Below are 24,064 nucleotides of genomic sequence, written 5' to 3'. Positions count from 1 at the left end.
TATCTGGGACGATAACGTTCGGCAGCTCGGCCAGCGCGTGGGCGTGGTGGTACCCGTTTGGGCCGCTTCACGAGGCATGGCCTCCGAGGCGGGGGTTGCATGCTGACCGACGAGCAGCTGGAACAGCTCCTGACCGAGATCGAATCTGACCGAGTCGAGCGGAAACAGTCGCTGTCGGATCCAGACAAGATCCATGAAGCGATCTGCGCCTTCGCAAACGACATGCCTGGCCATGCCAAGCCAGGCGTGCTGTTCATCGGCGTGAGGAATGACGGCTCTTGTGCAGGGGAGCCGATCACCGACAAGCTGCTCATTTCGCTTGCTCAGATGCGCGATGACGGGACAATCCTGCCCTTACCGTCCATGATCGTACAGAAACGTGTGATCGTCGGATGCGAGCTTGCGGTGGCGATAGTGCAGCCGTCTCGGACGCTTCCTGTCCGTTACCGCGGTCGGGTTTGCATACGGGTAGGGCCGAGGCGTGCAACCGCGACCGGGGATGAAGAACGGCAGTTGGTTGAACGACAGCGTGGCTTCAACCTACCGTTCGACGCCAGAGAGACGGTTGGCGCCACCTTATCAGACTTGGACGTCGGGTACCTGCGCGACGAGTATTTGCCAGCGGCTATCGATCCTGACGTGCTCGCGGAGAACCGCCGGCCGATTGAGCACCAACTTCGAGCCATCCATTTCCAGGGACCGGGCGGCAGCCCCACATACGCTGGCCTGTTGGTAGCGGGAATCGACTCGACCGCATGGATGCCGGGTGCGTACGTGCAGTTCGTGCGGTTCGCTGGCACAGAATTGAGCGACTCCGTGAGAGACGAGAAGCTACTCTCCGGGCGTCTTGCCGACGTCCTTCGCGGGGTTGACGATGTGATCAAGGCACACAACGAGGTTACAGTCGATTTCACGAGCCACGAGACAGAGGTTCGCGTGCCAGCGTACCCTCTCGCAGCGCTGCAGCAGATTATTCGCAACGCCGTCATGCATCGCAACTACGAAGGCACAGGCGCTCCGGTTCGTGTGTACTGGTTCGACGACCGGATCGAGGTTCACAGCCCTGGAGGACCCTACGGTCAGGTAACGGCTGAGAACTTCGGCGAGCCGTATGTGAGTGACTACCGAAACCCGCTCATCGCCGAGGCGATGAGGACCCTTGGGTTTGTGCAGCGATTCGGAGTGGGAATTGCAATCGCGCGGCGGGAGCTTGAAAAGAACGGCAACCCTCCGCTCGAGTTCGACGTTCAACCCACTGCAGTGCTTGCTACCCTCAGGAGAAGGCCGTGAGAGTCCCTGTCATCGCATTCTTCAACAACAAGGGAGGCGTAGGAAAGACGTCTCTTGTGTACCATCTCGCCTGGATGTACCGGGATCAGCGGCATTGTATCCTGGTCGCTGACCTCGACCCGCAGGCGAATCTCACGGCTGCATTCCTGGACGAAGATCGACTGGAGCAGCTCTGGTCTGATAGTCCTCATGCCAGGACTGTCTTCGGCGCGATCGAGCCGTTGCTCAAGGGAACCGGCGATATCGTCGAAAAGCCTCATGTGGAAGATATTGCCGGTGGCTTGGGCTTGCTGCCTGGCGATCTCGCCCTTGCGCGATTCGAAGACGAGCTGTCGCAGCAGTGGCCACGATGCCTTGACCGGCAGGAGCGTGCGTTTCGCGTCATGTCTGCGTTCTGGCGGGTGCTGCAGCATGGAGCACGGAGTCATGGCGCCGAGTTCGTGCTTGTCGATCTCGGCCCTAATCTTGGCGCGATCAATCGAGCTGCGCTCGTTGCGTCCGACTACCTGGCCATTCCGCTGGTCCCGGATCTGTTCTCGCTCCAAGGGCTGAAGAACCTCGGCCCAATGATTCGTCGCTGGCGCGAGGACTGGCATATTCGGATTGAACTGAATCCCGATCCGGCGCTTGAACTACCAGCCGGGCACATTCAGCCAGCAGGTTACATCATCATGCAACACGCGGAGCGGCTGAATCGACCCGTTCGTGCCTACGAGCGGTGGGAAAAGCGTATCCCCGAGGACTACAGTCGTGAAGTGCTTGGAGAATCGGCTCCTGTTATGTCAAACGGCCACCTCCTCGCCCGGGTGAAGCACTACCGAAGCCTGATGCCGATGGCGCAGGAAGCGCGGAAGCCAATGTTTCATCTCACGGCCGCTGACGGAGCCATCGGCGCACACACGAAGGCCGTGGCGGAAGCGAGGAGAAACTTTGTAGAACTAGGCGAACGGCTGCTACAGCGGTGCCATCTGAGTCAGCAACTTCCCGCTTGACAGGTACCCGGCCAGGCTCGTTGACAGCGCGCTTCCAAGATCCAACAGCCGCGTTCACGCGTGATCGTCGGCGGCGACAACCACACGCGTCTTGGAGAGGAGCTCGAAGGCACGCTGGCTCTGCTCGGTGAAGAGCGCGAAGAAGACATCGATCAATAGATGTTCAAGAGCATCGGAAGCTGGCGCACGGCCGATTGTGCCAGGCTGATGCGGGCACCCGACTCGCGAACGACACGCAGGTCGAGCGCGAGCTTGCCGAGCGTCTGGCCGAAGGCCCACTCGGACAGCGTCGTGTAGGCGCCGAACAGCACGCTGCCACCGAGGAAGATGATCATCACGATGAGGAGCGGAACCCACTCGGCACGCACGAGCAGCGCGACCAGACCGGCGATGGGGCCGACAACGAACGCGATCGCGATGACGTCGATGATCTTCGCGGCGGCCCGGCTCCAGAACGGCGCGCTGACGAGCGGCACCGCGGCAAGATACGACTCGGCGAGCGCCACCGGATCGCCGAGCTGCCGCAGGACCTCGTCAACCGGCTGTCCGCTCTCGACGCGCGCCTGCAGGTTGTCGCGCAGCTCCATCGCGATGCTCGCGCGCAGACGCGAGGCCTGCGGCAGACAGTCGACGACCTGGCTGATGTAGTGCTCCTGTTCGGTCATGGCACTGGTCGTAGTAGTCATTCTGTCGTCTCCGATGTGGCACCCGGCTGTTGACCAAGCAGGCGCGTCATCGCCTCCGCGAACGTCGTCCACTCGCGCGTGAGCCGTGCGAGCTCGACTCGGCCCTCCGCGGTGAGCCGGTAGTACTTCCGCGGCACGCCGCGCTTCGGCGTATCCCAGCGCACGTCGACGTACCCGGCCCGCTCCAGCCGGTACAGGACCGGGTAGAGCGTGCCGTCTGTCACTTCGAGGGCCCCGTCGGTCTGCGCGGGGAGCTTCGTGACGATCTCGTAGCCATAGGCCTCACCCGGAGAGAGCGAGAGCAGGTGGAGAACGATCAGCTCCAGCGATCCCCGCTTGAGCTCCCTCAGGATGCCCTTCCGGTCGTCGGCGCGATCAGCGTCAGGTGTCACGAGAGTCATGTTAGAGGCAGATATCTGGTCACACAAGATATCATACGAAACCAGCCTCTGGCGGGTTCCGCCAGCGAAGGAGACCAACCGGACCGGCGACCCTGGTGCTGTTGAGCTGGATGTCTGGGACGAGGGCGAGAAGAACCGTTAAGACAGGCTACTGATGTCTGAGCGCCACGAGCGGATCGACGCGCATCGCTCGCCGGGATGGCAGCCAGCTCGCGGCAAGCGCAATGGTCAGGAACAGCAAGGACGCGCCCGCGAAGGAGACCACATCGACGGCGCCGAGGCCATAGAGCACACCTCGCAGCAGGTGCGACGCGCCAACAGCTAGCACCATCCCGAGGAGTAATCCGGCGACCACGGGACGGAGACTCCCTCGCATCACCAGGGCCAGCACGTGGCGCTTCTGAGCGCCGATCGCCATGCGGATGCCCACTTCGCGCGCGCGAAGGACGACGTCGTAGCTGACGGTGCTGTAGATCCCCATCGAGGCAAGCAGGAGCCCGAACAGGCTGATGCTGGACGCGATCGCGGCTGACATGCTCGCGATGAGAAACGCGTCCGTGCGGCGAAGCATCGCCTGCAGCGTCGAGGTTGTGACGCTCACTCCAGGGTCGACCGCCGCGATCGCCGGTTCCATCGCGCGCATCACCAGGGTTGGATCCGCGTTCGTCCGCAGGAGAATCGGGTAATCCTGGAGTCGGTCCTCCGGCAGCGGGACGTAGATCTGTTGGGAGTCGCTGCCATCGAGCGTGACGCCGCGTGTGTCGCGGGCCACGCCGATGACTTGCCAAGTCGGGCCGTCGGGCAACAGTTCACCTTTGCCTTGGAATTGTCCGTCGGTCCCAAGGCGCACGCTGCGGCCGAGCGGGTTTTGTTCCGGCCAGAGGCGCCGCGCGGCGGATTCACTGAGGATCACGGCGTGGTCCGGCGGTCCGGCCTGTGCTCGAAAGCCGCGGCCCCGGGAAAGGGGAATGCCCAGCGTCTCGAAGTAGTTCGGCTGCACCCACGTGTAATAGAGCGTCGCGCGCATATTGTGGGGTGACGGCGCTTCGCCATCCAGTGACACCGCGGCGCGGCGCCCGCCGTTGTCGTTCGGCGCTCGCGCACTGGTCATCGCTGCCACTCCGGGCAGTGCCGTGAGACGGCTGCGAATGTCGCGCACGAGGGCCGCCCTGTAGTCGGCGGTGTAGGTCCGCTCCTCGGGGAATTGCAGACTCACATTGATGACGCGCTCGCCGTCGTAGCCCGTGTCCATGCTGAGCGCCTGACTGGCGCTGCGCACCAACAGGCCGCCGGCAATCATCAGTGTCAGCGAGACGGCGACCTGGGCGGCAATGAGGCCATGACGCAGTCTGCTGCGCACGAGCGACGTGCCCGTTCCTCGGGTGATCGAGAACAGGGCGGAGCGGGAGCTCGCCATCGCCGGCGCGAGCCCGAACAGCATGCCCGCAAGCACGGAAATCGCCAGGACGTACGCGAAGACTTTGATGTCGGGGCTCACATCGAAGATAAGCGTGTACTCGGCTGGCAGCTCTTCGGCCGCTTTGGTGGCCGCCAGATGCAGCATCGTCCAGGTCACAGGAAGCGCAAGCGAGCCCGCCAGCACGCCCAGCAGCGTGCTTTCGGTCACCAACTGCCGAATCAGACGCGATCGGCTGGCGCCGAGCGAGAGACGCATGCCGAGCTCCTGCTGACGCGCGGTCGCACGCGCCAGTTGCAGACCGGCGGCGTTGGCGCAGGCGATGATCAGCACCATGCCCGCCGCGAGCATGATCAAAACGATGGTCAGCCTCAGGCTGGCGCTGATCCCCGGCAAGGGCGAGCCGGGCGAAATCACCGCGCTCACGTCTTTCCTCAGCTCGGAGTCGGGCTCGTGCAGCGCTCTCAGGTGAGAGGCCAGCACAGTCGTCTCTGCCTGCGCCTCGCTCATGCTGACGCCCGGCGCGAGACGGCCGAACAGGCGACAACACAAGTCTTCGCGGTCCCGCAGGCGGCTGCTGTCAGGATGCACCAGCGGATAGAGACTGAGCGGCAGCCAGAAGTTGGGCACGGCCACGCTCGTGCCAGTGAAGTTGGCCGGCGTGATCCCGATGATGGTGAAGGCGCCACCATTGAGGCGAATGCTCTTCCCCAACACCGCGGGATCGCCTGCGAAGCGTCGCTGCCAGTAGTTCTCGCTGATCAGCACTGAGGGCGACGTGGCGAGCTCAGACAGACTGATGCCGTCGAAGGCGCGGCCCCGCACGGGCACCACGCCGAGCACCGAGAAGTAATTCTCCGAAACAATGAAGGCACTGGCGACCTCTTTGTTGCTGGCGGACGGACTCAGCAGCCCGAGTCTTCCCATCAGAGACCCGTTCTCCGCGCTGCGCCGGGCGATAGCGGCACCCGCATCCGTGAGCGTCAGTTGTTCGATCGAAAACGCGATGACGCCGCTGAACGACTGGAGACGGTCCCGATAGGCTTCGTAATCCGGGTAGCTGAATCTCGCGTTGGTCGCGCCAGACTGGAGGCGCAACGAAAAGTTGACCAGCGTGTCGGGGTCGCGCGCATCGAGCGGCCGCGCGATGAACGCCTTATAGGCGGTGAAGACGGCTGTGTTGACGCCGATCCCGAGCGCCAACGCCAAAATCGACACGGCCGTGAAGCCCGCATTGCGCCGCAGCGTGCGCGCGCCATAACGGAGGTCCTGGAGTAGGGTTTCGAACAAGATCATCGAAGCTCCCGCTCACTCGGGATCCAATCACATACGTTCACCCGAGGCAACGGTTCCAGATATCGACGCGAAGACGCCGAAGGGGCTCACCGCTACCCCCCGAGCCTCACGGTTGCCATCGCTCCAATCCAGTGTATACTGTGCATATTAACATGCACAGTGACCTGCTGATCTCCCAGGCCGATCGGCGCCCGATGTATCTCCAGATCATGGAGCAAGTCAGGCACCGAATTGCCGTCGGCGACTGGCCGCCTGGGCACGAGCTGCCATCGATCCGGGCGCTGGCGGCCACGGTGCAGGTGAGCGTGATCACGGTCAAGCGCGCCTACTTCGAGCTGGAGCGCGACGGCGTGATCGTGACGCGGCACGGCAAGGGGTCGTTTGTGGCCGATGGCGCCGACCTCGCCACGAGGTTGCGGCATGACGAGCTGGACGAGCATCTGGCGGCCGCTGCTGAGATCGCCCGCGTGCTCGGGCTTACGGCAGGTGAGCTCGAGTCGCGGCTGCGGGAAGCCTTGAAGAGCGATGGAAAACAACGATGACTGAGCCCGTCATTGCGCTGGAAGGTGTCGAGAAGTCGTACCGCTTCTTCCGGTTGTCGGACATCCGGTTGCAGCTCGACCCCGGACAGATCCTCGGGCTGGTAGGCCCGAACGGCGCCGGCAAGTCGACGATCATCCGCATTCTCATGGCAATGGTGCGGCAGGACCGCGGTGAGGTCCGTGTCCTGGGCCATGTGATGCCGCGCGAGGCGGCTATCGCGAAGCGCGAGGTCGGCTTCGTCTCCGAGGACATGCGCCTCTATGGGTCGGCGACACTCGCGTGGCATATGCGCCTGGTGGCCTCGGTCTGTCCCAGGTGGGACGGCGCGTATGCAGAGCTCCTGGCACAACGCTTCAACTTGCACCCGGCGCAAACGGTCAAGGCGCTGTCGCACGGCCAGCGGATGAAAGCCACGTTGTTGCTCGCGCTGGCACGGAGGCCACGCCTGCTGCTGCTCGACGAGCCGACGACGGGTCTGGATCCGGTGGCGCGGCATGAAGTGCTCGCCGAGCTCATGGACGTGATCCGCGACGAGCGCCGCGCGATCCTCTTCTCATCGCACAACACGCAGGACGTCGAGCAGATCTCGGATCAGATCGCGTTTCTCGATCGCGGCAGGCTCATTGACTCGAGCGACAAGGAGACGTTTCTCGATCGCTGGCGCCGCCTGCGCCTCGATGTCCCGTCGGGCATGCCCCTGCCGCAGCCACCTGGCGTGGTCGACACGACCGCGACGGGGCGAATCGCCGTTGTCACCACTCGGACGTATGCAGACGGGCTCGACGCCGTCTACGAGCGTGCCGGCGCCACGGTGCGCGAGGTGCAGCGTATGACGCTCGAGGAGATCTTCGTCGCCACCGTAATGAGCAATCGACGGGAGAACGACACATGAGCTCCACCGTTAGGTACCTGGTGCTGAAGGATCTCTATCTCGTCCGCTGGCTGGTCGCCGGGTCCGTCCTCGCGGGCGCAATCGCGGTTGCCGTGATGCCGCTCGGCCCGACATCCGCGTACGTCGGCGGCGTGCTGCTCATCTGCATCCTGATCGTCTTGAACATCTTCCTGGTGATGACCGGCGTGGTGCAGGAGAGGAAGGACAACGTCGCGCAGTTCGTGCTGAGCCTGCCGGTGTCGACGACGCAGTACGCGGCGGCGAAGCTCGGTGCCAACGCCATCGCCTTCGTCGTGCCGTGGGCCGTGCTGAGCGCTGCCACCGCTTTCGCCATTGACGTCTCGTCGATTCCCGATGGTTGGCTGCCCTCCTGGGCGGCGATCCTCGGTTATCTCCTCGCTTACTACTGCGTGCTGCACGGCGTCGCACTCCTCAGCGATTCGATGGGATGGCACGCGACGGTCATCACCGTGGGTAACGTCTCGCTGAACTTCTTCATTCCGTTCCTGCTCGGCCTGCCATCCGTGGCTGCGCACAGGGAGGGCCCGGCGGCCGTCTGGAGCGCGGACATCCTCGCAATCCTGGTTATCGAGGAATCAGCGGACCTGGCCTCGGATTTCGCCCGCCGGGTTGGTCTGCGTGTGGACGTTGACATAGGCGTTTCCCCTCAAGATGGCGGTCTCCACCTCGTCCAGCGTTTCCCAACCGCAGGCGTTGTCTGTGTCAGGCGAAGTGGCGGAGCTCCGCACCAAGATGCCGTGGACGTCCAGCGGGCCACCGCTGAAAAGGGTGACGCCGACCGGGCCATTCACGCCCTCAGGGCCGCAGTGAATATGGGAAGCCGTGACACCTCGGATGTTGCCAACGAGCACGGTGAAGTTCAGCGCTGTACGGTCGCTGAACCGAACAAGGGCTTGGCCACGAGCTCGCGTGCCTACTGGCGGCACCTCCGAGGCACCGCTCAAGTGAGCCGAGAACGTGGCTCGCCGTCCCTTGGCCGGGGTGATCTGGAGGACAACGCCGCTCTCGCCGAAGGGCACGCCTTCCTCGTTTGCCAGCACGTACAGCTCACCGCGAGTGTCCTGGCCAAAGCCCAGCACTGAGAGCCCCAGCATCTCCTTATCGGCCAGCTGGAATTCGCGAATGCGGTTGTTCCGATGCAGGAAGAACAGCCTTCCGCCGGTCGGGCCGGCGAAATCGCCAAAGACGTAACGGCCCTTCAGGGCTGGGATCCGGTTGCCCCGGTAGACGAAACCGCCAACCACGGCGACGCCCTCGTCATGGTCGTATTCAGCAATTGGGTCAATCAGATCGTCCGGCAGATCGCCGGGCCGGCACGCGAAGACAAAGCCCGGCTCCGTCCCGTTCGGGTCGAAGCAGAAGGAGCCCTCTTTGATGCGCCAGCCGAAGTTGCCGCCCGCGACGCCAATATCGATTTCCTCGATGTCGTTCTGGCCGACGTCGCCGATGTACATCCTGCCGGTCCGCGAGTCGAACGAGAAGCGGAACGGGTTACGTAGGCCATAGACATAGATTTCGTCGAGGAAGCCGTCCACGCCGACAAATGGGTTATCGACCGGAATGCCGTACTTGCCATTGGGAGCGTTGCTGCCGGTCGGATCGATGCGGACGATGCTCCCGAGGATATTGCTCGGATCCTGGCCATTCCCACCCTCGACGTGTCCATCACCCTGGTCGTCTGCTTGGCCGCCGTCACCGAACGCGATGTACAGATAACGGTCGGGACCGAAAACGAGCGCCCCGGCATCGTGATTGAACTGTGGCTCATCTACACGTAGGAGTTCCCGGTTGGTCGAAGGGTCGACCACCGAATCCGGACTGCAGGGATCCGGAACGTGCCACTCGCGCACGACGCTCTGGTGGTTGGCCGACACGCCTTCAGGCATGGTGGAATAATCCGCTGGGCCGGCCACCGGTTCGGATGTATAGGTGTAGAGGAGCCCGTTCTGCGCGTAGTCCGGATGAAAGGCCACACCCAAGAAGCCCCGCTCGTCGAAGGTTCCCGGCCCGCCAACGCCCAGGCTAACCAGCATGGCGCTCACGTCGAGAATGACGTCCTTCTCGCCAGTTGCCAGCTCGATGCCCCACAGGATGCCATCCTGATCTGTCACGTACAACCGGCCACTCAGCTCGGCGCATCCGGGGGCGAACGTTCCCCAGTTTGGGGCCGTCAAGCCATCGGCGACCGGTGCCAGGCTGATCTCGACGTTGCCGGTCCGGATTGGTTCCGGAATAGGGTCCTCCAACGGCGGACTGTCTCGAGAGATGAGCGGGATACCGACCAGTACTGTCAGCAGAGCCATCAAGGCAACAACACGCAGCACTCGAGTTGGTGCAGACATTCAAGCACCTCCGATGTGATGGCTGGCCGTCCGCTCGTCGGTGACCAGCAGGGTGTCCGATTGCTCGCTACCTGGGAGGCCTCCATCGAGGCGTCGGCATTGGCATCGTGCAAGGGACGTGCCCTGATAACGTTCCTTGGCGAGCGCATATCACGGCAGTGCGGGGGCCGCGATCGGAGATCGGCCGCGGTCGTACGAGACCGGCTGGGCTTCCATCGTTACGACCGACGTAATCGCAATTACACGTCTGGTAATCCCCCGGTGGCGCCGCATCAGGGCTCATCGAACCCGAGAGGCTCAATATGACCGACATGAGACAGGGAAGCGGCCTGCAGATCATCTTTGCGATCTTCTTGGGGCTGATGGTGACCGCGTTCATTGGAGTGGGCGTGTATACCTTCTATCCTTCACGAGAGCCGGAGCTCGATCGCCAGATCCGGGAGCTCAACCGGCGGGAGCAGGCACTCAAGAACGCCGTGGCGCCAGAAGCGTCGAGGCCGACAGACCGAGCGCAGATCCAGCAGATCGCAGACGAGCGCAACGACCTGCTCGACGCCGCGCGGGCGGTGCGCGAAGTATGGGGTCGGAACACGAGTATCATCCTGATCATCTTCGCCACCCTCACCATGGCAATCTCGCTCGTCCGCGCCGATCAGTTGCCGGTGATCAGCAACGGCCTGCTGCTGGGCGGCGTCTTCACGATGGTCTACGGGGTCGGGTGGATCATCGCCACGAACACCTCCATTGTGCGGTTCATCGTCATGACCGCCGCGCTCGTGATTACGCTGGGCCTCGGCTATGCTCGGTTCGTGCGCGGTCGGTCGGTGGCGGTGCTGCCGAGCGGAGACGCGATGGCGAGTGGTCAAGGCCTCGCGGGTCTCGAGCGTCGCGTACAGGATCTCGAGAGGCGGATGGACGAGGCCGCGAACGCCCTCGGGCACAGCCCCCTCGGGCACGGGGGCGACCGCTCCTGATCGGGACGTGCGCTCGCACTCCTGCACATAGGTGACGTTCATGGATCTACTTGGTGACGCGCGGCACGCGGTCCGAGTCCTCCTGAAGGCACCTGGCTACACCACGGCACGGGCGGCAATTACTCGCCCGTCGAGCAAGCCAACAGGAACGCCCTCCGCGACGCCTTGCATTGACAGTCGTAGCGCAGGCCTTTAGGCCTGCCAACTCGGCGCCGGGCAGGCCTAAAGGCCTGCGCTACGAGTGCCAACGAGTGAGGGCGCGCACCGCGCCGTTGTATGCTGCTTTCAGGATCATGCGCGTGCTGCTCGTGGAAGACGACTCGACCATCGCCGCGTTCGTCGCCAAGGGCCTGCGCGAAGCCGAGCGGACGCACCGTGCGCCTGGCGGACGTCAAGCTCCTACCGCCTGCCGAGGCTAAGAAGGTCATCGCAGCCGGTCTGAACTACCGCAGCCATATCGGCCAGCAGTCGCCGGCAAAGTACGTCGGCCTGTTCGCGAAGCTGCCCACCTCCCTCATCGGCCACGACGCCGACATCGTGTATCCGGTGGACGCCACGAACGTTCACTACGAAGCCGAAATCTGCGTCGTGATGGGCCGGAAGGCGAAGAACATCACGGAGGCGCAGGTGAAGGACCACGTGTTCGGTGTGGCGCCGTGCAACGACGTGAGCGAGCGCGATTGGCAGAAGGCCGATCTGCAGTGGTTCCGCGCCAAGGGCGCCGACACGTTCGGTCCGATCGGCCCGGCGCTGGTCCGCGGGGCCAACTACAACAAGCTGAAGCTGATTGGTCGCCACAACGGCAAGGTCGTGCAGGAGACGACGACCGATCTGCTGATCTTCTCGATCGACAACGTGGTGAGCTACATCAGCCGCTATGTCACCCTGGAGCCCGGCGACGTGATCTTCACCGGAACGCCCGGCACGACGCAGGCCGTGCAGCCGGGTGACACGTTCGAAGTCGAGATCGAGGGCATCGGCACGCTTCGCAACAAGGTCGTGGCCGAACAGCGCCCACTCGCGTCCCGCTGAGGGGTTCCGCTAGCGGCGTTGACCTCCGGATCTCGCCAACAGACCGCGCCTGGCCAGCGGCGTCATTGAACGTCGTCGTCCTGCGCCGCCGGCTCGCGCGGGAGATGCAGGAGGAGATGGCCGATCACCTCGAGCGCGCCACAGCCCGGCCCAGGCGGGTGGTCACCTGCCGGTGCTAATTGGTTGGCGAATCAACTCGCTATACTGGACCACCATGACGACCGATGCCGCACGCTGGAGTATCGCGACACGCGTGGCGTTCAGCGTCCTGACGACCGCGGGCCTGCTTGGATGGGCCGCTCCTGAAGCCGCCGGGCAGAACTGGCCGCAGTGGCGTGGCCCGTCCAGCGTTGGCATTTCGCCTGAATCGAACCTCCCCACCCGTTGGAGCACCACGGAGAACATGGCATGGCGGGCGCCGCTCGCGGGACTGGGGACCTCGTCTCCCATCGTGTGGGGCGACCGGGTGTTCGTCACGTCGCAGATCGGCAGCGCGCGGGTCGCGCCAGGCTCTCATCCGCAATTGGCGCGCGACAATCGCTCGCTTGCGGAGCGCGAAAGCGCCATTGGAGGCCGGCGATCCGCCTCGGACGCAGAGATCTGGCTGGTCGTGGAGGCATTCCGGCGATCCGACGGCCGCAGACTGTGGCAATACCGCACCGACGCTACGGGGCCGCTCCCCGAGCTTCACGAAAAGCACAATCTGGCCACGCCCACGCCGGTCACCGACGGCGAGCGCGTGTACGCCTGGTTCGGCAACGGCCAGCTCGTGGCACTCGATATGGAGGGACGCGTCGTGTGGACGCGCCATCTCGGTATCGAGTACTCGCCGTTCGAGGCGCAATGGGGCCACGGCAGCTCGCCAATGCTCCATGGCGATCTGCTCCTCCTGCTGTGCGACCACCTGCCGAGCTCGTACCTGCTGGCGCTCGACGCGCGCACGGGGAAAGAGCGCTGGAAGGCGGACCGCGGCGCAGGTCGCGTTTCACACAGCACACCGGTGGTGATCCCGGGACCGGAGGGAGACGAGCTCCTCGTCAACTCCTCGGAGCGAATCGACGTCTACGACCCGGCGACGGGAACGCTCCTGTGGTACGCCGACGGCGACCGCCAGACACCAATTCCGTCGGCCGTCTTCCACGAGGGGCGAATCTACATGAGCCGCGGCTATCGCAACAGCGACTACATGGCCATCCGGCCGGGCGGCCGAGGCGACGTGACGAAGACGCACATCGACTGGCGGGCGCCAGCCGGTGCGTCGTATGTGCCTTCAATCCTGTACTACGACGGGTTGCTCTACCTGACGAACGAGATTGGCGTCGTCACATGTGCCGACGCGCGCAGCGGCGAGCGTGTCTGGCAGCATCGCCTCGACAGCGTGTTCTTCGCGTCGCCAGTTGCGGGCGATGGCAAGATCTATCTGGTGAGTGAAACAGGCGAAACGATCGTACTGCGCGCGGGACGCGAGCCGGATGTTCTGGCACGGAACGACCTCGCCGAACGCTTCATCGCGTCGCCGGCGATCTCGAACGGACGGCTGTTCCTGCGGAGTGATCGAACGTTGTTTGCGGTGGGAAACTAACGCGAGCGGCGCGTTGGTCTTCGATCGTCTGCGGATCAGATGCGATCTCCGGCGAGGATCATTATCGCGGTACCGGATGGACGGGCTTCAGGAGATCCCGGCAATTGAATAGCCGACGCGACGCTCACACGATTGCACTACGCGGCGCTCGTTTATTACACGGGATACGCTCCCGAGTCGATTCCCTCGAGAAGATCGTCATGTCGCGGCCGCCAACCCAGAGCGCGCGCTGCCACGGCGCGCACGCGGCTGTTGGACGCCAGCGCGAACTCAGAAGCCTCGGCACCGACCCGATGAATGCCTTCTTCCGCGGAAATGCCGACCGTCCTTCCCTGGAACCCGAGCCTGCGACTGATAGCGGCGGCGATGTCTCTCAGGGCGGCTTCTCCGTTCGCGCCGAACAGGAAGGTTCCGCCTGGCACCTCGGTCAGACTGATGCGGTACAGGTTTACGAGGTCCTCGATGTGCACGTTGGACCATCGATTCTTACCCGGACCGATGTGCACACCGGCACCGTACTCGCGTGTCAGCCGAGCGAGCATCGGCACTTGCACCGAGTGCTCATGCAGGCCCTGACCCACGCCGTAGACCATGGTGGGGCAGATCACGACGGACCGCACGCCATCCGACGCTGCACCGAGCACCGCCTCGTCGATTGCCACTCGCGCCCGCTTTTCCAGTCTTGGAGCAGGCCGGGATTCCTCGTCGTAAATCGCATCCGATGCGTGACCTTCCGCCCGGTCCCCAACGATGCTGGAGCCCGACGTGTGGATCAGCCATTTACCGCTGTCCCGGAGCGCACCGAGCAGTGCCGTCACCGTGTACGCATTGTCCGAGTCAGCCGCGCTGACAACCGCATCGGCGGACGCGGCGGTCTTTTCGATGACTCGCCGATCGTAGAGTGTCGCAAGCACGGGCTGGATGCCACGTGCCTGCAGTTGCGCCGCTTTCTGCTCCGAGCGCGCCATCCCCAGAACTTGATGTCCATCCCCCACCAGGCCCTGCGCCACGGCGCCACCGATATAGCCTGTGGCTCCGATTACGAATACCTTCATGAGCGTATTGTTCACTGCGTTCGTGCGGAGCACAAGAACGCACACGTTACGGGGACATCAACGCGCGTTCGAGATTCGCCCGCGAGCGAGCCAGCCACGCCGCATCCGCCGCGACGTCCGCCGTCCAGTCTCCGGTGGCCGGCACCCAGTTCTCGAGAAAGATCAACGGCGCAGCATGCCGAGCATGGATCCGCTGCAGGCAGGCGCGGAGGTCGAGCGCGCCTTCGCCCAACGGCGCACCCCCGACCTCGAATCCGACGTTCGATCCTCGCACGCGATAATCCTTGAGATGATAGAACGCCGCGCGAGGGTCGAGCAGATCGAAGACCTGGTCAGCGGACTCCCAGTTGCGCAGTGAATTCGCCGAGTCGAGGCAGAACGCCACGGCGCTCTCTGGGTAGCCGCGGACCGCTTCCGCCAGAACGCGACAGGGGATGTGGAAGTGGTTCTCGAGCACCAGCGTGAGCCCCGCGTCGCGTGCCCGGAGGGTCGCGTCGTCCAGGAACCGTGCAATCCGATCGGCCGATGGGCGCTCGCCGACCTCGTCTTCCATCACCAGGCGCAACGCCGACGCGCCCGGGATCGTGGCCGCCCGCTCGAGATAGCGCGCGAGCGTATCGAGATCCAGCGTCATGCATCCCATGTGCAGCGCCAGCCCGATATCGCCTGCCAACTGGAGGAGGTCTCGCCACTCGGCGACGCCCATCGTCAGCGGCCGCGCGTTCTCGCAGATCTGCAGGGCTTGCAAGCCCACGTCACGCGTCTGTCGCACGACCGCACTGAGCGGAGGTGCCCGGCGCTCATCCAAGAGCAGGTAACGAAACCCATAACTGGTGGTGCCGATGGTCGTCCGAGTATGGCTCATACACGTGTGGGCTTTGCCCACTGCGCGCGCATCGCGCGCGGTGAGGTCCGGAAGTGCTGCTTGAGCTTCCGGTCGAAATATGGATGGTCAGGCAAGCCGACGGCCGCCGCGATTTCGGACACGCTGCGATCGGTGTGTCGCAGCATCTCACACGCCTGCGCCAGGCGGACGTGCGTGACATAGCTGACGAACGTGCGGCCGGTCGCCTGCTTGAAGAACTTCATGAACCGCGATCCGCTCATCCCGACCATACGGGCAGCCTGCGCGACGCTTATCTGCTCGGCATGGTGTCAACAGTGAACCACGCCTCCGGAAAACAGGTCAGTCCAGCTCGGACAGCTTGACCGCGCGGCGCTCCTGAGCCGACCGGTCCGCAGCAAACGCGACCCTGTGTGACGCACACGCGGTGTCGAAGTCCGTCAACGGCATCGGCTCATCTCGTCGAATGCTGTCCACGAAGGCCTGGAACTGCGGTTGGTATGGATGGTGTGCAACGTCTCCCGAGTCGATCAACGGGACGGCCGCGCGGCTCCAGCGGTCTTTCGTCGTACCCTTCAATTTGGCGCTGTAAAATCGATCGTCCAGCACGCTTCCTTCACTCCCCACCAGATGGATGTGAAAGTAGTAAGGTTGCTGGCAATCGATCACGGAGGCGACCTTCCCCACTCGGCCATCTTCGAACTTCAGCAGTGTCACCGACGTTGTGTCGTACTCGTAGTCTCGAAAGTCAGGGCTCGTCGTCTTGGTGCTGTAGCTCGACACCTCCTCCACCGGCCCGTCCATGTACCAGAGCAACAGATCGAGCGCATGACACCCCGCTGTCAGCAGACTACTGCCTCCCATGGCTTTCTTGACGTTCCAAGAGAACTGCTTGTACCAGGGGCCGATCCCGTGATAGTAATCCACCTCTCCGTAATACACGCTGCCCACGAGGCCTTGGTCGAGCATCGAGCGAATGGCCATGCCCTGGCCGCTGAAGCGGAGCTCGAAGCAGACGCACGTCTTGACTCCTGCCTTGCGAACCGCGGCCCCGACGGCTTTCGTGTCCTCATAGGTGAGCGCGATCGGCTTCTCGATGAGCAGGTGCTTCCCCGCCTGGGCAGCGGCGATCGCCTGGCCAGGATGCAGCGAGTGAGGCGTGCAAATATCGATGACGTCTAGTGACGGATCATTGAGCATCTCGTCGTAGTTCCGGTACATCTTCACCGGGATCCCGAACTGCTTCGCTAGCTCCGCCTCATCGACGTGACGTCGTGTGCACACCGCCGTCACATCGGCACCGTCGATGTTCCTGAACGTCTCGATGTGAGCACCTGCCACCCAGCCGAGCCCAACAACACCTACCTTGAGATCACTCATCCTTGTCGTCTCCACGGATTGGCGGCATCGGATGAACCGCCACAGCCAGAACCTCTCGACCATCTGCGAACGCGCCTCGTTGCCAGGTCACGACACCTGGTCACGATCAAGCAGACCTGCGCGATGATCCGTGCGTGTACGCAGATGCGACTTGAGCGCGTCCTGAAGCCTCGGCTCCCGAGGATAGCCGTGACCAAGGTGCTGGCGGAAGCCCTCCGCATGCGCCACGCCGCACTCCCGGCCGTAGATGGCGGCCCACTCGGTCATGCGTTCAAGATATTCGTCGACACCGTGCTGACGCCGCAGCCAGGCACGCTGTGAAACATGGTGAGCGAGTAGCTTGCGCTTGCCCTCTATCTGCTCACTAATGTCGATGTAGAAGTCTGGGTAGACACGCCGCCCCATTGGGTCCAGGCCCTCGACGGGATCTGCATAGTAAAGAGCCGGCGTCGAGGGCAGCGGTGCTGCTGGCGGCGCATGTCTCGTTTGATACAAGGGCATCGCCCCCGCAAAGACGGCGCCCCGAACAATGCGAGCAGTCTCTTCATGATCCAGCATATAGTCCGACGGCGAGTGCGTGATCACGACGTCCGGCACAAATGTCCGAAGAAGCTCGACGACTCTGCGCACACTTTCTGCATTGGCAAAGACTTCCACATCGGCGAGCCCTGCACACGCATATCGAGCACCGATGGACGCCGCCGACGCCTCGGCCTCGGCATATCGGATGCGCGAGATCTCGTCTTTGCTTGGCGTCTCACTCGATCCACAATCGCCCGCCGTCATGGTGATGACGGCAGCCTCCCAACCGGCTCCCGTGAGATGCAACAGCATACCTCCAACTAGGATCTCCACATCGTCCGGGTGCGCCATCACGGTCAGCACACGAGCATGTTGTTCCGCCATAGGGCTATCTCGAACAGCGTCGCCGTCACCGAATGGTCTCACGGCTCCGCAGGAAAGAAGGGAAACAGCTCGCGAATCTCGGCATCGGTGGGCACGCGGCCATATTGATTGATCTCGAACGCTTCAGCATACGTGATTCCTTGCGGCAATCGGTGCAGCTTCCATGACAGTCGGGGCGCTCTGGAAGAGCCCGACGCCAGACGAGGGCATCTTTGTCCTTGCGTTCATCTGCAAGACCGTCGGCAAGTGCCCGAATCCCGCCCCGGCGGTGCAGTGGTAGGGCTCGCCACTGGCACGACAAGCTAGACATGGCGCGGTCAGCGCGGCGACCATTTATAACCATTACAGCATTATTATTCCCATGGCATAGTTGAGCTATGCCGTGGGAGATTGAAGGAACCGGATGGAAAGAGACGGTCTGAAGAAGCGTCGCACCTGACCTATCGGAACAGTACCGTTCCAGCCTCTCGCCTGCAGATGTTGTTGGACCCGGTACTTCGCGCGAGCGGTTTGCAACCACGTGAAGATAGCAGACAGAACCTTACAGGATCACTTCAGCAACCACCGAAACACATCCTGCATGAATTCCTGGCACTGATAATCGTCAACGCCTTCCCAGCTCGTCATGTACAACGAAACCATACCGTCGCCCATCACGATGATCTTCCCGCCGTTCTCCACCTCCATGAATGTGCCGAAGGGATGGGCATCAGGCCGGTCGTTGAAGCAAAACGGGGTGCCACCGGTGACCGTCCTCGCGCCGTGATAAGAGATCTTCAAGCTCTTATCGGTAATGAGGCCTGCTCTGGTGTGACCGCCCGCCAGCGAATCGGGACTCTCGCCACCGAACTGTATGCCGAACGAACGGATAAGGTCGTTCACATTGGTCTGCTCCAGGGTCGACCACATGTCCTGATCCATCACCAGGAAGAGCGAACCGCCGCTGCCGACGTGTTTCGATATGACGCTGACCTCACCGGGTGTGTACTTCGCCGAAGGAGTATGGATGAACAGCAGGTCGCATTCTTCCAGGTCTTTGGGTTTTATTTCTTCTTTCAGGTAGGACAAGCTCGCGTCTACAGAGGTGGCGGTCTCTACAAACTCTCCCGTCATGTATTTCACTCGTTCGATCACTTTCACGTCCATTCCTGCCATATCTGCGGGGTCGTGCCAGAATCTCTGCTGGTGCGCAACGTCCATACAGATGCGGTATTTAGCCGGTGTGGGGGTTTGAGCATTTGCGCAGATGCCTGCCCAAAGACTGAAAACGAGAGTGAAGAGTTTGATTGGTCTCATTTCAGGATTCCTTTCGCGCAGCGTACGCGGGACGCCAGGCCGCGACCAAAGCTTTGTCACAGGCGACGGAATACTGTAATGAGCGGCTGCTACGGCGATGTGGACACCGGAGACGATAGAAGCCGTCGGCGACACCTGCGATGACGCCGACAATCGAGGCAGGACATTCCCTGTCTCGCAGACAACGAGGACGGCTCCGTCAACCAGGATCGGCTGAGGCCAGCGACCGCCGGGTTCGGTGCGGCAACCGATGCCCTGCCGCTCCGCTCAGTGCAGTTGCAGTTCCGATTCTCGTTCTAGCGGACCGCGGCCTCCGGCCGCGCTCCCCGACGCTCACTTGCGAGCCCGGAAACTTGACTCAGATGTGAATTCCGGAGTCGAAAGGACAAGGACTGGCGAAGACGTGGAATTTCGTGCACCCTGTTACGTATTACGAGGGTCATGGGGACGAACCCTATGCACGTCACTCCGTCACGCGACGAGCAGGGCCGCGGCCGGTTCTCCAGCGGTCCGGCGGTGGAATTCATCTTCGGCCGCCGCGCCGGCGATCGCGCATGGCGTGAGATTCAAGGCGCCACGACCAGCATCATCGTCGTCTCGCCGTTCCTCACCAGAGAGCTCGTCGAGCAGCTCGAGCCGCGGCATCAGGCGGGCGTTCGGATCACCCTCATCGCGAGCGATGCGATCTGCGAGCAGCCTGCCCTGGCGGCCACTTTGCTCCGGCAGGACCGGCACGTCCGGCCAGGCGTGCAGCGTTGGCGAGCCACTGTCGCGTGTGTGAGCCTCTTCGTCGGCGTGCTGTGCACCGCCTGGCTCAGCGTCGCGCAGGGAGTCTCGGCTCTGGCGCCCGTCCTGGAGTTGAGCGGCGGCATTCTGCTCGCAGCCGCAGGACTCGCGTACGCGGCGTACCTACACCCGTACCGCTACGAGTATCACTGGCGCTTCGCGGCGCAGCGGACGATCGCCGCACGTTCGGAGGGTGATCCGTCTTTCACGCCCATGCTGCACGCGAAGCTCTATGTGATCGACGAAGCCGTCGCGTACGTTGGGTCGGCGAACTTCACGAAGTCAGGCTTCTTTCTCAACGTGGAGGCCCTGGTCCGCATGACGGATCCGGTCGTCGTGCGCCAGATCGCCGACGCGGCACAAGGCCTGCTCACCGACAACAGTCTCCGCGAACTGGGACCAGAGGAGATCGGCCGGCGGCTCTGGGACCATCGCGGCCGCTGGCGGCCAGTCTCCGCGGCCTACGACAACGAACGACGACGACGGGCTGGGCGCTTCAGGCCGCAGTTGCGCTGGCGCTGACGAGCGGTCCACGCATTTGTCACGGTCGGGTCGGGCAACCTGCTTGAGCTGGCGTTCACAGGAGTGAGAGGTTAGAGGCAGCTGGCGAACTGGCGTGAGCCGCGAGCGCGAAGTCGACCACGCTCCAACTGCATCTTCAGGCCGTCGTGCTCCCAGACGTACTCGTCCCAGACGGCCGCGTACGGAACGACTGACTCGTTCCAGAACGTACGCACAAGCGGCTGGTTGAACAGGAGGAGTGGGTGCTCCTGAGCGATGCGCGCCTTGATCACGATTTCGGCCCGTGTGCAGCGATCCCGGCCGCCATCGAGTGCTTGTACGGCGCCATCATTTCCGAGAGCGTCAGGTCGTAGACGGCTCGACCGACGATGGCCATACCGAACTCGCGCATGTGCGTGGCGACTTCACTTGTATCCGGGTGCATTGCGGCGCGATGGGCTGAAGTCGCGGTTCGCGACTCGCGGATCTGCCGCTTGTCTTAAACGGCGGCCTCACCCGCACCACACTTTCTGGTGTGGCCCTCCGCGTGGCACCCCATATGCTATGTTGAGCACCTGATATGGGCGTAGTTCGCGCGTTCCGCCGTCCCGAGCCACAGCCGGAGCCTGAGCCCGTCAAGCCCCCGCTGAAGTGGGCGGGCGGCAAGCGCTGGCAGCTCCCCGAACTCGTGCCGTACTGGTTGCCGCACTCGTCGCGCCGGCTTGTCGAGCCATTCTGCGGCGGGCTGGCCGTCGCCACGGGCCTGGTGCCGGACCGGGCATTGCTCAATGACGTCAATCCGCACGTCATCAACTTTTACCAATGGCTCAAGAAGGGCCTGCCCGGCGACGTCGAGATGGTGAACGACTCCCGCGCGTACTACCGCGGGCGCGAACGGTTCAACGACCTGCTCTCGACAGGCAAGAGCCAGACCGCCGAGGCCGCCACGCTCTTCTACTACCTGAACCGCACCGGCTACAACGGCCTCTGCCGCTTCAACAGCAAGGGCGGCTTCAACGTGCCGTTTGGCAAGTACAGGACCATCAACTACCGGACGGAGTTCGCGGAGTACCGCGAGGCTTTCCGCGGGTGGATGTTCACGTGCATGGACTTCGAGCAGCTTGAGATCGAGCCGTCCGACTTCGTGTACGCCGACCCGCCGTACGATGTCCCGTTCACGCAGTACTCGAAGGGCGGCTTCGACTGGGACGAACAGCAGCGCGCCGCCGAGTGGCTCGCCAGGCACAAGGGGCCGGTCATCCTGTCGAACCAGGCGACACCGCGCATCGTGAAGCTGTACCGCTCACTGAAGTTCAACCTAGAGTTCCTCAATGCGCCCCGGCGCATCAGCTGCACCGGCGATCGTACGCCGGCACCGGAAGTGCTCGCCACCCGTAACCTGCGATGAGCCCTGGCAACACGCGCACGGGTGGCGTGTTGGAAGACATGGTGCTGCCCGCACTGCGCCACGGCGGCTGGGCGTTCAAGGTTCAGGAGCGCATCGGCAAGAGGCTCGGTCTCGGGGCGCACAAGGTTGACGTCGTCGCCGAAAGAGACGGGCGCACTGTGCTTGTCTCGATGAAGTGGCAGCAGGTGTCCGGCACGGCTGAGCAGAAGGTGCCGTTCGAGGTGATCTGCCTGATGGAGGCCGTTGCCACCGGCGCCTATCAGAAGGCGTACCTCGTGCTCGGCGGCGAAGGTTGGAAGCTTCGGAAGTTCTACACCGATGGCGGGCTGCACAAGTACCTGAATCACGCCGAGTCGGTGGAAGTGATGACCCTTGAGGCGTTCGTCGCGAAGGCGAACGCCGGGAAGCTGTAGATGGCGGACGAGACGACCCAGCGAAAGGTCCATGCGTTCTTCTTGGAGAAGCTACGGACACTGGAGACCTTCACCAAGGAGGACGTGAGGAAGGCGACAGGCTGGGCGGAAACCAGTGCCGACGCGTACTGGTCCAAGCAGTTCAAGAACATCATCGAGCCGGCTGGCGACAGCACGTTCCGCATGCGCGAGCGCTTCCGTCTCTATACGGACTGGCGCAAGTTCAAGAATCTCGTCACGCAGGTAAAGACCGCGCCCGCGAGCTACGAACCGACCGTGTTCGACGAGGTCGTGGTGTACGAGTTCTACCCTCACGAAGTGTCTGGGTCAGCTTGTACAGGTAGCGCTCGTGAGCATCGTGATAGGGGTCGCCAGGTCCAGCGCCAGACATTTCCCTCGCTAACGCTCGCAGCGAGTCGGACAGTTCTAGCTTCTTGCCATGCAGCGGGTCCGGCCCAAGATTGTTGACAAAGAGCTCGCCGTACCCGGACAGCACTGGCATGAACGCTACGATGACCGGCCTGCCGCCCGCCGCGATTTGGTCGTCGGTCCAGTCCTCCTCCTCCTCTGGCGCCGGCATCGGCTGCCCCTCCATCGCTATCGCGTCGTGGAAGGCAACGGCTCTGGCGAATCGCTCGGCGAGGGCGAGCTCATCGAGTGAGGAGAGTGTACCGGCCAGGAGGCTGCGAAATGGGTAGAAGCCCTCTTGATCGCAGAGGGCGGTCCGCACACGTCTCGGTGAAATGCTCTCCATCTATTTGATGGTCAGTGCGCCACGTAGGCGACGCTACGATCTCACGCCCAAGCGAGAGTCACCGCGCAGACTGCGGTTCGAAGACGATCCGCAATCGCGTGCGCGTGGCTTCCGCGAACCGTTCCAGCGCATCCGTCGATGGCCTTACCTTCCCACCTTCGATCCGTGCGATGTAGGACTGCGAGGTCTTCATGCGCCGCGCGAGCTGTGACTGCGACAGCCCCGCGGCCGTCCGCGCCTCGATCAGTGCCCGCGCGAGGTCGAATTCCTCACTCAGGCCTTCGTAGGCGTCCTTGTAGTCGGCGTCCTTGCTCCAGCGGCGATGGAGCTCGCTGATCTTCGTCATGGCTTCAGCTCCTTGGTCCTTTGCAGCGCCAACTCGATTTCGCCGGGCGACGTCTTCTCGGTCTTTTTGACAAAGGCTCTCAGGATGACAACACGCTGCTCCCGGGCGGTGACGTAGAGGGCGCGGGCAAGCCCGGCTTTCCCCTTGAGGCGAATCTCCCAAAGCGGCCCGCGGATGTGGCGAACGTGCGGCTCCTTCACGTTCGGCAGGCCGACCGATTCGATCAGCTCTGCAATCCGAACGAGTCGCGCTCGCATGTCCGGCGGCAGCTCTGCCAGCTCGGCATCGACGGTCACGTTCAGAGTCTCGACGCTCCAGGCCACTCGAGCATCATACCAGATATGGTATCGACTGCCACGAGAAGGACCGGAAGGCTTACGCCGCCCGTCGCAGCGCCTCAACCTGCCGCAGCCACCCGTCGAGCTGGTTCCAACTCGCGAAAATGCGGCTCACCGGCTCCAACGCTGTCGATTCCGCACGATCGGAACCTCGATCCCCAAGAGTTGATCGAACCGTGCGGCGCTGCACCTCATCCGGCCACGACAGGTGCGCAACGAGCGCCGGCCCGCGTCGGTCCAGACAGCTGATCCGCACTACTCGTGGCGAAGTGCCTCAAGCGGATTCACGCGCGAGGCGCGACGGGCCGGCAGCCAAGCCGCGAGAACCGCGGCGAACGCGAGGACGGACGCGGCGATGACGAATACGCCGGGCTCGCTTGGCGTGAGGCCGAACAGGATCCCGCGGGCGAGGCCGGTCAGCATGAGAGCAACGACTGCGCCGATCACGACACCAGGCACGAGCATTCCCACGACATCCCTCAGGACGAGGCCTATCATCGACCGTGGGCTGGCACCAAGGACCATCCGCATGCCAAGCTCGTTCGTGCGCCGCGCGACCTGGAACGCCA

General features: G+C 63.4%; 26 protein-coding genes and 1 pseudogene. 13 read left to right on the top strand and 14 right to left on the bottom strand.

All coding sequences use genetic code 11. From position 1 onward, the window contains the following. Positions 1-102: 102 nt before the first annotated feature. Together GEV06_10245 and GEV06_10240 are read left to right on the top strand one after the other, a co-directional pair. On the top strand, positions 103-1,290 hold the full coding sequence (locus GEV06_10245; protein ID MPZ18277.1) for a transcriptional regulator: 1,188 nt from the start codon (positions 103-105) through the stop codon (positions 1,288-1,290). Next, entirely contained in the window at positions 1,287-2,282 is a 996-nt protein-coding gene (locus GEV06_10240; GenBank protein ID MPZ18276.1) for an AAA family ATPase, read from the top strand. Before GEV06_10245 ends, GEV06_10240 begins: the two co-directional genes overlap by 4 nt. A 152-nt stretch (positions 2,283-2,434) precedes the next feature. On the opposite strand, the gene GEV06_10235 is transcribed toward GEV06_10240, so the two are convergent. The 3 genes from GEV06_10235 to GEV06_10225 form a co-directional block, all read right to left on the bottom strand. Next, complete coding sequence (locus GEV06_10235; GenBank protein MPZ18275.1) at positions 2,435-2,968, bottom strand: hypothetical protein; 534 nt, start codon at positions 2,966-2,968, stop codon at positions 2,435-2,437. Then, positions 2,965-3,369 (bottom strand): PadR family transcriptional regulator, encoded by a 405-nt coding sequence (locus GEV06_10230; GenBank protein ID MPZ18274.1) that lies wholly within the window; start codon positions 3,367-3,369, stop codon positions 2,965-2,967. Before GEV06_10230 ends, GEV06_10235 begins: the two co-directional genes overlap by 4 nt. A 148-nt stretch (positions 3,370-3,517) precedes the next feature. Then, on the bottom strand, positions 3,518-6,082 hold the full coding sequence (locus GEV06_10225) for an FtsX-like permease family protein (GenBank protein MPZ18273.1): 2,565 nt from the start codon (positions 6,080-6,082) through the stop codon (positions 3,518-3,520). 152 nt (positions 6,083-6,234) lie between these two features. On the opposite strand from GEV06_10225, the gene GEV06_10220 reads away from it, so the two are divergent. The 3 genes and pseudogenes from GEV06_10220 to GEV06_10210 all read left to right on the top strand — a co-directional run bounded on the left by GEV06_10220 (position 6,235) and on the right by GEV06_10210 (position 8,029). Then, the gene (locus GEV06_10220) at positions 6,235-6,624 is read left to right on the top strand and encodes a GntR family transcriptional regulator (GenBank protein MPZ18272.1); all 390 of its coding nucleotides are present in this window, start codon (positions 6,235-6,237) and stop codon (positions 6,622-6,624) included. Then, the gene (locus GEV06_10215; GenBank protein ID MPZ18271.1) at positions 6,621-7,517 is read left to right on the top strand and encodes an ATP-binding cassette domain-containing protein; all 897 of its coding nucleotides are present in this window, start codon (positions 6,621-6,623) and stop codon (positions 7,515-7,517) included. Before GEV06_10220 ends, GEV06_10215 begins: the two co-directional genes overlap by 4 nt. Further along, positions 7,514-8,029, top strand: a pseudogene (locus tag GEV06_10210) (hypothetical protein). Before GEV06_10215 ends, GEV06_10210 begins: the two are co-directional and overlap by 4 nt. Positions 8,030-8,113: 84 nt before the next feature. Here GEV06_10210 and GEV06_10205 read toward each other — a convergent pair. Then, positions 8,114-9,841, bottom strand: coding sequence for a CHRD domain-containing protein (locus tag GEV06_10205; protein ID MPZ18270.1), 1,728 nt, complete (start codon positions 9,839-9,841; stop codon positions 8,114-8,116). Between the two features lie 341 nt (positions 9,842-10,182). On the opposite strand from GEV06_10205, the gene GEV06_10200 reads away from it, so the two are divergent. The 3 genes from GEV06_10200 (at position 10,183) to GEV06_10190 (ending at position 13,468) form a co-directional block, all read left to right on the top strand. Further along, positions 10,183-10,854, top strand: coding sequence for a hypothetical protein (locus GEV06_10200; protein MPZ18269.1), 672 nt, complete (start codon positions 10,183-10,185; stop codon positions 10,852-10,854). A 276-nt stretch (positions 10,855-11,130) separates the two neighbouring features. Further along, positions 11,131-11,886, top strand: a complete 756-nt coding sequence (locus GEV06_10195; protein MPZ18268.1) for a fumarylacetoacetate hydrolase — start codon at positions 11,131-11,133, stop codon at positions 11,884-11,886. A 214-nt stretch (positions 11,887-12,100) separates the two neighbouring features. After that, positions 12,101-13,468, top strand: a complete 1,368-nt coding sequence (locus tag GEV06_10190; protein ID MPZ18267.1) for a PQQ-binding-like beta-propeller repeat protein — start codon at positions 12,101-12,103, stop codon at positions 13,466-13,468. Between the two features lie 155 nt (positions 13,469-13,623). On the opposite strand, the gene GEV06_10185 is transcribed toward GEV06_10190, so the two are convergent. The 6 genes from GEV06_10185 to GEV06_10160 form a co-directional block, all read right to left on the bottom strand. Then, positions 13,624-14,523, bottom strand: coding sequence for an NAD-dependent epimerase/dehydratase family protein (locus GEV06_10185; GenBank protein MPZ18266.1), 900 nt, complete (start codon positions 14,521-14,523; stop codon positions 13,624-13,626). Positions 14,524-14,569: 46 nt separating this feature from the next. Beyond that, positions 14,570-15,388 (bottom strand): TIM barrel protein, encoded by an 819-nt coding sequence (locus GEV06_10180; protein ID MPZ18265.1) that lies wholly within the window; start codon positions 15,386-15,388, stop codon positions 14,570-14,572. Then, the gene (locus GEV06_10175) at positions 15,385-15,639 is read right to left on the bottom strand and encodes a helix-turn-helix domain-containing protein (GenBank protein MPZ18264.1); all 255 of its coding nucleotides are present in this window, start codon (positions 15,637-15,639) and stop codon (positions 15,385-15,387) included. The genes GEV06_10180 and GEV06_10175 overlap by 4 nt, the downstream gene beginning before the upstream one ends. A 70-nt stretch (positions 15,640-15,709) precedes the next feature. Continuing rightward, entirely contained in the window at positions 15,710-16,747 is a 1,038-nt protein-coding gene (locus GEV06_10170; GenBank protein ID MPZ18263.1) for a gfo/Idh/MocA family oxidoreductase, read from the bottom strand. 87 nt (positions 16,748-16,834) lie between these two features. Continuing rightward, a complete protein-coding gene (locus tag GEV06_10165; protein MPZ18262.1) occupies positions 16,835-17,653 on the bottom strand; it encodes a PIG-L family deacetylase in 819 nt (272 codons plus the stop codon). Between the two features lie 549 nt (positions 17,654-18,202). Then, a complete protein-coding gene (locus GEV06_10160) occupies positions 18,203-18,949 on the bottom strand; it encodes a hypothetical protein (protein MPZ18261.1) in 747 nt (248 codons plus the stop codon). A 441-nt stretch (positions 18,950-19,390) separates the two neighbouring features. On the opposite strand from GEV06_10160, the gene GEV06_10155 reads away from it, so the two are divergent. After that, the gene (locus GEV06_10155) at positions 19,391-20,257 is read left to right on the top strand and encodes a hypothetical protein (GenBank protein MPZ18260.1); all 867 of its coding nucleotides are present in this window, start codon (positions 19,391-19,393) and stop codon (positions 20,255-20,257) included. A 71-nt stretch (positions 20,258-20,328) separates the two neighbouring features. Here GEV06_10155 and GEV06_10150 read toward each other — a convergent pair whose 3' ends face one another. Continuing rightward, a complete protein-coding gene (locus GEV06_10150; protein MPZ18259.1) occupies positions 20,329-20,529 on the bottom strand; it encodes a hypothetical protein in 201 nt (66 codons plus the stop codon). A gap of 287 nt (positions 20,530-20,816) precedes the next feature. Between GEV06_10150 and GEV06_10145 the strand changes: the two genes are divergently transcribed. From GEV06_10145 to GEV06_10130, 4 genes are read left to right on the top strand one after another with little or no spacing between them, the layout of a single operon-like run. Beyond that, positions 20,817-21,644, top strand: a complete 828-nt coding sequence (locus GEV06_10145) for a Dam family site-specific DNA-(adenine-N6)-methyltransferase (GenBank protein MPZ18258.1) — start codon at positions 20,817-20,819, stop codon at positions 21,642-21,644. Beyond that, the gene (locus tag GEV06_10140) at positions 21,641-22,057 is read left to right on the top strand and encodes a hypothetical protein (protein ID MPZ18257.1); all 417 of its coding nucleotides are present in this window, start codon (positions 21,641-21,643) and stop codon (positions 22,055-22,057) included. The genes GEV06_10145 and GEV06_10140 overlap by 4 nt, the downstream gene beginning before the upstream one ends. Then, on the top strand, positions 22,058-22,525 hold the full coding sequence (locus GEV06_10135; GenBank protein ID MPZ18256.1) for a hypothetical protein: 468 nt from the start codon (positions 22,058-22,060) through the stop codon (positions 22,523-22,525). Further along, the gene (locus GEV06_10130) at positions 22,497-22,718 is read left to right on the top strand and encodes a hypothetical protein (protein MPZ18255.1); all 222 of its coding nucleotides are present in this window, start codon (positions 22,497-22,499) and stop codon (positions 22,716-22,718) included. Before GEV06_10135 ends, GEV06_10130 begins: the two co-directional genes overlap by 29 nt. A gap of 151 nt (positions 22,719-22,869) precedes the next feature. On the opposite strand, the gene GEV06_10125 is transcribed toward GEV06_10130, so the two are convergent. The 3 genes from GEV06_10125 to GEV06_10115 form a co-directional block, all read right to left on the bottom strand. Then, positions 22,870-23,157, bottom strand: coding sequence for a helix-turn-helix domain-containing protein (locus tag GEV06_10125; protein MPZ18254.1), 288 nt, complete (start codon positions 23,155-23,157; stop codon positions 22,870-22,872). Next, positions 23,154-23,480 carry a type II toxin-antitoxin system RelE/ParE family toxin gene (locus tag GEV06_10120; protein MPZ18253.1) on the bottom strand — a complete coding sequence of 109 codons (327 nt, stop codon included), beginning with the start codon at positions 23,478-23,480 and terminating at the stop codon, positions 23,154-23,156. The genes GEV06_10125 and GEV06_10120 overlap by 4 nt, the downstream gene beginning before the upstream one ends. 270 nt (positions 23,481-23,750) lie before the next feature. Beyond that, positions 23,751-24,064 (bottom strand): FtsX-like permease family protein (locus GEV06_10115; protein MPZ18252.1); only part of this gene is annotated, 314 nt, incomplete at its 5' end.

Source organism: Luteitalea sp., assembly GCA_009377605.1.
Lineage (GTDB): Bacteria > Acidobacteriota > Vicinamibacteria > Vicinamibacterales > Vicinamibacteraceae > WHTT01.
Note: the sequence above shows the minus strand (reverse complement) of the source record. Positions and strands in the feature narration are given on the sequence as shown.